The 9,424-nt window shown below is 69.3% G+C and carries 11 protein-coding genes and 1 pseudogene; 5 read left to right on the top strand and 7 right to left on the bottom strand.

All coding sequences use genetic code 11. The features are described 5' to 3' along the window. Positions 1 to 318: 318 nt before the first annotated feature. Both FV233_RS26310 and FV233_RS26305 read left to right on the top strand, forming a co-directional pair. Positions 319 to 993: a PspA/IM30 family protein gene (locus FV233_RS26310; RefSeq protein ID WP_147899265.1), complete on the top strand. Its 675-nt coding sequence runs from the start codon at positions 319 to 321 to the stop codon at positions 991 to 993. 66 nt (positions 994 to 1,059) lie between these two features. Then, complete coding sequence (locus tag FV233_RS26305) at positions 1,060 to 1,335, top strand: YiaA/YiaB family inner membrane protein (RefSeq protein ID WP_007563059.1); 276 nt, start codon at positions 1,060 to 1,062, stop codon at positions 1,333 to 1,335. Between the two features lie 19 nt (positions 1,336 to 1,354). On the opposite strand, the gene FV233_RS26300 is transcribed toward FV233_RS26305, so the two are convergent. The 3 genes from FV233_RS26300 to FV233_RS26290 form a co-directional block, all read right to left on the bottom strand. Beyond that, entirely contained in the window at positions 1,355 to 2,251 is an 897-nt protein-coding gene (locus FV233_RS26300) for a hypothetical protein (RefSeq protein ID WP_187277895.1), read from the bottom strand. Positions 2,252 to 2,356: 105 nt separating this feature from the next. Beyond that, a complete protein-coding gene (locus FV233_RS26295) occupies positions 2,357 to 3,301 on the bottom strand; it encodes a ribose-phosphate pyrophosphokinase (RefSeq protein ID WP_147857021.1) in 945 nt (314 codons plus the stop codon). Between the two features lie 174 nt (positions 3,302 to 3,475). Continuing rightward, entirely contained in the window at positions 3,476 to 3,712 is a 237-nt protein-coding gene (locus FV233_RS26290; RefSeq protein WP_147857022.1) for a DUF4170 domain-containing protein, read from the bottom strand. A gap of 231 nt (positions 3,713 to 3,943) precedes the next feature. Between FV233_RS26290 and FV233_RS26285 the strand changes: the two genes are divergently transcribed. Continuing rightward, on the top strand, positions 3,944 to 4,339 hold the full coding sequence (locus FV233_RS26285; RefSeq protein WP_246690092.1) for a hypothetical protein: 396 nt from the start codon (positions 3,944 to 3,946) through the stop codon (positions 4,337 to 4,339). Between the two features lie 117 nt (positions 4,340 to 4,456). Here FV233_RS26285 and FV233_RS26280 read toward each other — a convergent pair whose 3' ends face one another. The 3 genes from FV233_RS26280 to FV233_RS26270 are packed head-to-tail and all read right to left on the bottom strand — an operon-like array spanning position 4,457 to position 6,408. After that, positions 4,457 to 4,795, bottom strand: coding sequence for a hypothetical protein (locus FV233_RS26280; protein WP_246690091.1), 339 nt, complete (start codon positions 4,793 to 4,795; stop codon positions 4,457 to 4,459). Further along, positions 4,792 to 5,415 carry a hypothetical protein gene (locus FV233_RS26275; RefSeq protein WP_246690090.1) on the bottom strand — a complete coding sequence of 208 codons (624 nt, stop codon included), beginning with the start codon at positions 5,413 to 5,415 and terminating at the stop codon, positions 4,792 to 4,794. The genes FV233_RS26280 and FV233_RS26275 overlap by 4 nt, the downstream gene beginning before the upstream one ends. 12 nt (positions 5,416 to 5,427) lie before the next feature. Further along, positions 5,428 to 6,408, bottom strand: a complete 981-nt coding sequence (locus FV233_RS26270) for an amidohydrolase family protein (RefSeq protein ID WP_147855301.1) — start codon at positions 6,406 to 6,408, stop codon at positions 5,428 to 5,430. A 494-nt stretch (positions 6,409 to 6,902) separates the two neighbouring features. Here FV233_RS26270 and FV233_RS26265 point away from each other — a divergent pair, with 494 nt between their 5' ends. Continuing rightward, a complete protein-coding gene (locus FV233_RS26265) occupies positions 6,903 to 8,078 on the top strand; it encodes a site-specific integrase (protein WP_147899263.1) in 1,176 nt (391 codons plus the stop codon). A gap of 55 nt (positions 8,079 to 8,133) precedes the next feature. Beyond that, the gene (locus FV233_RS26260; RefSeq protein WP_147899262.1) at positions 8,134 to 9,294 is read left to right on the top strand and encodes a hypothetical protein; all 1,161 of its coding nucleotides are present in this window, start codon (positions 8,134 to 8,136) and stop codon (positions 9,292 to 9,294) included. Between the two features lie 13 nt (positions 9,295 to 9,307). Here FV233_RS26260 and FV233_RS26255 read toward each other — a convergent pair. Further along, positions 9,308 to 9,424 (bottom strand): annotated as a pseudogene (locus FV233_RS26255) (IS5/IS1182 family transposase); the annotation flags it as partial.

Here is a 9,424-nt window from a genome sequence, read left to right as displayed (position 1 = left end):
CCCGAACAGGGCCGCGATGTCGGCTTGGACCGAGGCGGGCGCCGCCACCGTGCGCCGCTCGAAGATCGCCACCCAGGCGGGATGGTGCTCGGCGGCGAACGCCAGGTAGGCGTCGGCCAGGCACAGCGGCCGCGAGCAGGGTCTGACGATCCGCCTGGCGGTCGGTCTGACCCTTGCGCGGGCGGCCCCGCAGTTTTTTCTGAACGTCGTTCATTTAATGCCTTGCCGAGTCCGTCCGGCCGTGCTTATGTCTTTTATGAACGGCGTTCAACAAATTCCGGACCGGGTCCGGTGCGCCGCTCCCCGAGGTGAACCGTGATGAGGACCCTCTCCCTCCTGATGCGCGGCGTGATCGCCGACAACGCCCAGGCGATCCACGACGCCAACGCGGTGACGATCCTGCGCCAGCAGATCCGGGAGGCGGCCGGAGCCCTGGCGACGGCCCGGCGCGAGCTCGCCGTCGCCATGGCCTACCACGCCGCCGAGGCCCGCGCGCTGGACGGGATCGACGCCCGGATCGAGACCCTGTCGGACGGGGCGCGCCGGGCGCTCGCCGACGGACGCGAGGATCTCGGCAGCGAGGCGGCAATCCACATCGCCGCCCTGGAGGACGAGCGCTCCGACCGGCAAGCCGCCGCGGCCCGCTTCGCCGCCGAGATCGAGCGGCTGAAGCGCCTGGTCGGGCAGGGCGGCGAGCGCCTGCGGGACCTCGACCGCGGCCTTCAGACCGCCCGGACCACCGAGGCGCTGCGGCGGGCGGGGATCCAGGGGCGCCGGGTCACGGCCCCGTCGGCGGGCGCCCTCGGGGAGGCCGAGCGGACGCTGGCGCGCCTGCGCGAGGCCCAGGCTGCCGAAGCGGATGCCGCCGAGGCCCTGGCGGCCCTGGAGGCCGAGGCGGCGTCCGGGATCGAGGCCGTCCTCGACGCCGCCGGCTACGGCCGCCCCCGCACCGACCCGCGGACGGTGCTCGACCGCCTCCGGGCCCAGGCCTGACCCGTCGTTCCGTTCGCCACCCGAGCAACTACCCAAGCGATCACCCGAGCCACAGGAGCACGACCGATGATGCCGCAGATGCCCCACACCGCCGCCTGGAAGACCTTCACCCTGGTGAGCTTCACCGCCGCCGCCGCCATGCTGGCGATCGGGATCTTCTTCCTGCCCGCCGATATCTGGATCAAAGGCTACCTCGCCATGGCGGCGCTCTTCCTCACCGGCACGACCTTCACCCTGGCCAAGACCCTGCGCGACGAGCACGAGGCGAGCCGGCTGATCAACAAGATCGAGGACGCCGCCGCCGAGCGGGTGCTGCGCGAGGCCGTGCCGGGCCGGTTGTGACGGCGGCCCCCGCCCTGTCTCAGGCCGTGGCGGCCAGGAACGCCGCCACGGCGTCCGAGAATTCCGGGGTGCGCAGGTAGCCGTAGGATTTGTGTCGGTTCTCGGTGCCGTCCGGCCTGCGGTAGGCGTTGATCACCGGCAGGTCCCGCACCCGGACCCCGGCGGCGTTCGGCGGGTAGGTCTCGGCGAGGTCGTCGCCCACCGTGGCGATATCCTGGCGGTCCATCAGGTTGGTCCAGGCCGTGACCGCCGCCGGCACGCGCAGGTCGCCGTGCTCGCCCGCGAGCTTCAGCTTCAATTCGGCGAGCCCCAGGGGCGAGCCGAGGGTGACCAGGGTGCAGCGGGGCAGGGGAGTCCCGTCCCGCTCGGCGGCCCGGAGCACGTCGTAGGCGATCAGCCCGCCCATCGAGTGCGCGGCGATCAGCACGTCGCGGTCGGCCGCCTCGGTCAGGGCCTCGCGCAGGCGCGCGCGGGCGGCGGCCCGGAACGCCGCGTCCGCGTGATAGCCCCAGAGGTCGTCGAGGCGGTATTCGAGGATCAGGTCGTCGACCGGCGTGAACCCGGTGGCCTCCTCCAGGTAGGAGAGGCCACGGTAGATCCGGTCCGTGAGGGTCGGCTCGGCCTGCTCGGGGGCGTCCGCCGGGGACGGGAACGGGCCGGTGCCGGAATCGGCATCGTAGGGCTCGCGGTTGCGCCCGCCCGCCAGGGGCTCCGGGTAGCGCAGGTCCGCCCAGTACACGAAGGTGAACGGCACCTCCGGCGGCGCGGCGCCGCGATTGCGGGCGAGGCCTTCCAGGATCGCCGCACGCCACCAGGCGGCCTTCTCATCCCGGGGCGGCTTGTTGGCGAGCCCGTGGATGCCGATGAGTGTCGTCCGGCCCAGGGCCCGCCCTCCCGGATCGCGATGCGTCCGCAGACGGGAGGTAGCGCCGAAATCCCGCGCCGGAACTGCGACGAATGCTGCGCCGGCTCTCCAGCGCGTCGAAGGAGTGCCGCCCGTCCCCGCGAAGAAACCGCGCGGTCAGTCGAACAGGCTCGAGACGCTGGCCTCGGTGGCGGTCCGGCCGATCGCCTCGCCGAGCAGGGGCGCGATGGTCGCCACCCGGATGTTGCGGGCGAGCTTGACGGCCTGCGTCGGCTGGATCGAATCGGTGATCACCAATTCCTTCATCCGCGAGGCGGCGATGCGCGAGACCGCGCCGCCGGAGAGCACGCCGTGCGTGATGTAGGCCGACACGTCCTTGGCGCCGGCCTTGAGCAGGGCCTCGGCGGCGTTGACCAGGGTGCCGCCGGAATCGACGATGTCGTCGACCAGGATGCAGGATCGGCCCTCGACCTCGCCGATGATGTTCATCACCTCGGATTCGCCCGGGCGCTCCCGGCGCTTGTCGACGATGGCGAGCGGGCAGTCGATCCGCTTGGCGATGGCCCGGGCGCGCACGACGCCGCCGACATCCGGCGAGACCACCATGCGGTCGGCACTCGGCAGCCGCTCCTTGATGTCGCGCACCATCACGGGGGCGGCGAACAGGTTGTCGGTGGGGATGTCGAAGAAGCCCTGGATCTGGCCGGCATGGAGGTCGAGGGTCAGGACGCGGTCGGCCCCGGCCTCGGTGATCAGGTTCGCCACCAGCTTGGCCGAGATCGGGGTCCGGCCCGAGGTGCGCCGGTCCTGCCGGGCGTAGCCGAAATACGGGATCACCGCCGTGATGCGCCGGGCCGAGGATCGACGCGCGGCGTCGATCATGATCAGCAGCTCCATCAGGTGGTCGTTGGCCGGGAACGAGGTCGACTGGACGATGAACACGTCCTCGCCGCGCACGTTCTCCTGGAGCTCGACGAAGATCTCCATGTCGGCGAAGCGCCTGACCATGCACTTGGCCAGCGGCAATTCGAGATAGGCGGCGATCGCCTCGGCCAAGGGCCGGCTCGCGTTGCCGGCGATGATCTTGATCGAGGATTTCATGACGTCCGCCCACTCGCGGCCGAGCTTCGCGCCGCGCTCCGAATACCGGCCCGCACCGGGCCGGATGGATCTGATGACGGGCGAGGCTCTTAGCAGCGGGCCGAAGGTGTCACAATGCCTTCACGGGCGCGCCGCACAGGCGCGCGCCCGGACCGGCCGGTGCCGGAGTCCGGCTCAGGCGACCGGCGGCTCCAGCAGCCGGTGCAGGTGGACCACGAAGTAGCGCGTCTGCGCGCTGTCGACGGTGGCCTGCGCCTTGGCCCGCCAGGCGGCCTGGGCGGTGGCGTAGTCCGGGAAGATGCCGACGATGTCGAGGCCCTTGATGTCCCGGAACCGGACGCCGTCGAGGTCCTGCAACTCACCACCGAAGACCAGATGGAGCTTCTGATCGCTATCGATCGCCGTCGCCATGACCTCTCCTCTCGATGTCCCGCCCGCGGCGCTCGCAGATGGCAGCCGCCCGGTCAAGCCCGAATGTCCGTCCCACGTCGCGGAACAACCGTGGGCCGGTATGCCCCCGGGACGGCTCCATCAGCGGTTCAGGATCCGGCCGCTCGGGGCGCCCCTGGGGGGACCCGGACGCGGCGATGCGGCGGGTACGACACCACCCCGCGCCCATGCTAGGGGCGGGACATGACACGCATGCTCCTCCGCGTCGCCGCCCTCACGCTCGGGCTCTGCGCCGTGCCGGCGCTGGGGCAGCCGGCCGCCAAGGCGCCGGCCCGCTCCGGCCCCGACAAGGCCGCCGGCCCGGACCGGAAGGCCCTCGGGCAGGTGATCGGCTGCCCGTCCCTGGCCAATTACCGGATGCTGCTGCACGACGGCGCCGCCGCGGCGGCGGCCGTGCTGGCCGATCCCAAGGCGGACCATCTCGGCTGCACCCTGGTGACCCGCAGCGAGATCACCGGCCTGGTCGACCGGGTGACGCTGGGCGACCGGAGCTACGAATGCGCCGGCCTGCCGACGACCACGGCCTGCCACTGGATGGAGGCCGGGGCGGCCGCGCGGCCCGCCCCGGCGGGCGCCCCCAAGCGCTGAGGCGCGCAGCGCCGCGAGGGTCTGAATTCAACCTGCTTGGCCGTTTGAAGGGCCGCCTTGGATCGCAACCAGCCGTGCAAATGGTCAAGTTGGTGACGTTCAGACCCGAAGACGGTCTCAGCGCAGATGGCCGCTGGCGCGCAGGTCCTGCTCCACCGCCTCGTGGACGCCCTGCAGCGGGTTGTCGTTGAGCGCGGCCGGCGGGAGCAGCGGCGTCATCGGGCCGGGCCGCGGATCGTGATCGAGCCGGACCACCGGCTCCGCGCGGGCGGGGCGCGACGGCCAGCGCGCGGCGAGCCTGCGCAGGGCCGCCTGCGCGCCGGGCGGGAGAAGGGAGAGGACCTTGTCGATCATGGCATGCGGGACGGCGCGGACCGACGCGGCAGCACCCGGCGCGTCGATCGGGTCCCGGGGAAACGGGCCGGGCGATCCGCCGTTCCGCTCCGGCGCCGTCATCGGCGGCCCCGTCCGAGGCGCGACAGGTCGGGCAGGAACGCGGGATCGGTCAGCGCGGCGGCCAGCACCGCCAGCAGCCCGAGATGCAGGCAAGCCGCCGCGAGCGGGAGCGCCTGGCCAGACCAGAGCCCGATCGCGCCCGCCGCCATGAGCGGCGGACCGACGACGTAGATCGGCGTGCGCCACGGGCCGGCGGGCCGGGCGAGGCGCCAGAAGCAGCCCGCGAAGGCCGCCAACGCGAAGCCGCCCTTCATCAGCGCCATGAAGCGGAGCACCCGTACGAGATCGGGATCGACGGCCGTGCCGGGCCCCCGCGCCGCGATGGCGGCGGCGCCCAGGACGGCCAGGGCCGTCAGCAGGCCGAGCAGGCCCCGCGCGCGGCCGGAGGCGTGATCGAAGATCTGGCCGGCCGCGGCCGGTCGGCCGATCCGTGCTCCGGCCTCGCCCCGGACGGCGGATCCCGGCCCGAACCGGCGGTCCCTGCGTCCACGGGGATCTGTCCCGAATGCCGGCCACCGGCGTTCGGGACGATGGTCCAGACCCTGCATCACGGTCTCCTCCAGGGCGCACGGCCAGGCGGGCGCCCGGGACCGGGTGCTCGGTCCGGGTGTATCTGTCACCGCACGTTTCTCTCAGAAGTCGTATAACCGCTTGGGATTCTCGACAAGGATCCTGTCACGGGTGGCGCGGTCGGGCACCCAGGTGGCGAGCAGGTCGAGTAGGCGGCCGTCATCGATGTCCTGCGCGGGCGCGAGGTCCGTGGGCTTGCGGCCGGGCTTGGGCGTGCTGTCCGGATGCGGCCAGTCGCTGCCCCAGACCAGCCGCTCCGGGTTCGCCGCCACGAGGGCCCGGGCCAGCGGGGCCACGTCGGGATAGTCGGGCGCCCGGGTCGAGGCGCGGTAGGCGCCCGACAGCTTCACCCAGGCCTGGCCGCCGCGCACGAGGTCGAGCACGTCGCCGAAGCCCGGCTGGTCGGGGCCGAGGGCCGCCTGCGCGCCGGCGAAGTGGTCGAACACCACCGGCACCGGCAGGGCGGCCAGCTGCGGCTTCAGCGGGCCGATCACCGACAGGCGGGCATAGACCTGGAGGTGCCAGGGCCGCTGCCCGATCAGCTGGACGGCGCTCTCCAGCGCCTTGGCCGAGGCCGCCGGATCGAACACGCCGGCCTGCTCCAGGTTGACCCGAATGCCGCGGATGCCGGCCTGGGCCAGGGCATCGAGCTCGGCCGGGCCGGTCCCGGGCCCGATCACCGCAACGCCGCGGGCGCGCTGGGGGCCGAGCAGGCGCAGGCCGTCGAGGGTGGCCGCGTTGTCGGTGCCGTAGACGCTGGGCGTCACGATCACCACGCGGTCGAGCTTGAGCGCGTGCTGGAGGGCGAGCAGGCTCTCGGGCGGATCGACCGGCGGGGTGTAGCCGCGCCCCGCCCAGAACGGGAACCGGGCCGGATCGGGGATGACGTGGACGTGGCAGTCGCACGCCCCCGGCGGAACCTCGAACGAGACCGGGCTCCTGACGGTCGGCGCGGCGGCCTGTCCCGCGGCCCGGGCCGCCGTGTCGGTCAGGGCGAGGCCGTTGGCGAGGGCCAAGGCGAGGGTTTGCCGGCGTGACAGCATGGCGGGTCTCCTCCGGATTTTTTTAGGCGAACTTCTGCGAGTGCCTCACCCGGATCGGACCATCCTAGAGCGAGGCGCGCAAGCCGGTCCGGTTTCAAACAGCCCGCGACGCTGGGCGACACGGCCGGGGTCGGGTGCGTCCGGGAGCCAGGCTACGGGCGGGGCCGCCGGATGCGCCGTAGGGTTTGGGTTGGAGAGGCGCCGATCAGGCCCCTCGGAGCCGCCGTCGAGACCGTGCCCACCTGCGGACAGGAATGCGGGCGCCGGCGCGGCGAAGTCGGTTCTGGCTGCAAGGGGGGCGGGGGCTTGGCGGAAGCGGATGTCCTTCATACCAAGGTCCGCAGACGTCCGCCCCAGTCCGTAAGCGTTACTCATGCTATTGTTTTGAATGCGGTTTACCTAATTTTTGATCTGGCGACGTTCGCCGAGGTCCGCTACGGTCCGTCGCTCGAGTTGGGGCCCGTATTAGGGCCGGGTAATTCGACGGAGCGTTCGTGGCCCGCCTTCTCAACCGCTTGAATGCCCGTAAGGTAGTAACCCTCGAAACGGCGGGTCGACACGCCGACGGGGGTGGGCTCTATCTCTCGATCTCGGCCGACGGGCGTCGACGCTGGGTGTTCCTTTACCGCTGGCACGGGCGCCTGCGGGAGATGGGCCTTGGCATTCCGAGGGACGTCCCGTTGGCTCGAGCCCGCGAGGCAGCGGCCCAAGCTCGGGAATTAGTCTCACAGGACCAGGACCCCCTTGAAGTCCGTAGGAGAACTCGGACAGTCAAAACCTTCGGGACGGTCGCCGACGAATTCATCGTCACGATGCAGGTGCAATGGCGTAACGAGAAACATGCAGCACAATGGCAAAACACGCTGCGCGAGTATGCAGGGGCCCTGCACTCCTTGCCGGTCGACGCTATCAGTACAGAAGATGTGATGCGTGTCCTTCGTCCAATCTGGGCTGAGAAGCAGGAGACTGCCTCACGTGTGCGGGGCCGCATCGAACGCGTGCTCGACGCAGCGAAGGCACAAGGAATGCGTACGGGCGAAAATCCGGCGCGCTGGCGCGGTCACCTCGATCTCCTCCTGCCAAAGCGGCAGAAGCTTTCGCGGGGGCACCATAAGGCGATGGCTTATAAAGACGTCCCCGCCTTTATGCAGCGTCTGCAGACAGCCACGGGTGTAAGCATCCGCGCGCTCGAGTTCACGATCCTGACCGCCGCCCGCTCGGGCGAGACCCTTGGGGCGCTGTGGTCGGAAATCGATCTCAATGCGGGCGTCTGGACTGTGCCGGCCAAGCGGATGAAAGCGGGTCGTGAACACCGGGTCCCGTTGGTTGGCCGAGCGGTGGAGATCTTGAATGAGGCGCAAGTCCGTCGTCTCGCCGACAACCCGCATGTCTTTCCTGGCCAGCGCCTGGGTAAGGGGCTCTCGGTGATGGCCTTGGAGATGGTGATGCGCCGAGCCAAGTTGACCGAGACCCCACATGGGTTTCGTTCCGCTTTCCGGGACTGGGCTGGCGAGGAGACTGATTACCCCCGCGAGATCGCGGAGGCAGCGCTAGCTCATCTCGTGGGCGATGCGGTGGAGCGCGCGTACCGGCGTGGGGATGCGCTGGAAAAGCGACGCGCCTTGATGGACGCCTGGGCTTTGTTTTGCTCAAGCAAGGCCCTATCCTGAGAGTAGTAATTCGAGGAACAACGGAGGCGTAGTCGTGCGGCGGGCGAACAGGCACGTGAATCCAAGAAACTACTTAGATGCCGAGGCTCATGAAGCCGCCATTTGGGACGCCGGTGGACCGTCTACAAACCACAACTACAGCTTTAGCGGTATCGGCGAGAGAGGGCAGTTGCTGGTCGCTGTTCATGGGCACGACCCGGCAGAGCGGGATGCTGCGGACGCGTATGAATTGCAGGCAGAGCAGAGACGGCGGCCAGAATGTTTCGTGAGGAAGTTGCCCGGGCGAGCAGTCAAACCGTTCCTGTGGGATCCGACCGGACCGCGGCCGAGCGTGATCACAATCGATGAATTCGCATCACAGTACGCGGCGGCTGACTTTGCCGAACGCTTTGGTCTCCTGTGTGACACGTCCGTAACGCTGCATTGGGGCCTGCTCGGTTGCTCGAACCAGGCGGAAGCAAGGAAATTGTTTCGGTCGTTCCAGAAATGTTTGGACGATTGGCTGGCTGAACGTGATCTGACGCCGGCCTATTTCTATGTCCACGAAGCGGGTCAGGACGGCGCGTTGCACACACACATGCAGGTCCATGTGCCGCTCGACAGGCCAGATCAGCCGAACTACGGCCCGACGTTCCGGGAATGGGCGCAGCGGAAGTGGGTTCGCAATCGTGTGGATACTGCGGATCCCCGTGCAGTTCATGTCGGTGGACACAATAAGCACAGTCGCTTTCGGCACTGGATCGGTTTTCACTACCAGATGAAGGGTTATGATCACGAAGCCATCGTAGTGCATTCGCTGAATCGTGGCGGTCGCGATGCTATTATGTTGGGCGACTTGATTGCGTTCCCCTGGCGAAACCCAGGTGTGGTCTCCGGGATGAAACGGGTCGGCTGGTCGCAGGCGCTGGGCCCGGTCGCCCGTAAGGTCGGCGCGCCCGGTTGTCGCAAAGCAAAGGTTCAACCAACGCCGGAGCCAAAGCTGGCTAATAATACTCCAAATGATGGATTTGATATCGCGGCAATGCTCCAGCAGATGCCGCAATGGTTCCCGCGGCCGGTAGGGGATCCCTTTCAGTCGATGTACGAAGCTGGCTGTCGCGACGTACGGGATCTATACGACCGTGGATTCGCTGAGCGGGTGACGCGGCTGCCTTATGATGCAGGCGCGATGCCGGTAGATGTTGGCCCAGGCCTGCAGCCGATGGAAATTCTTTAGCCTCTAGAGCGTGTTATGCACCTGTCATCAGTCGTTCGGCCTGTTTCAGCATGAGACAGACGAAGGCGACCATATGAAGTCCTGCCAGCGTGCTGGCATAACGCTCGTAATCCTTGACCAGGCGCCGACA

This window comes from Methylobacterium sp. WL7 (assembly GCF_008040085.1).
Lineage (GTDB): Bacteria > Pseudomonadota > Alphaproteobacteria > Rhizobiales > Beijerinckiaceae > Methylobacterium > Methylobacterium mesophilicum.
Note: the sequence above shows the minus strand (reverse complement) of the source record. Positions and strands in the feature narration are given on the sequence as shown.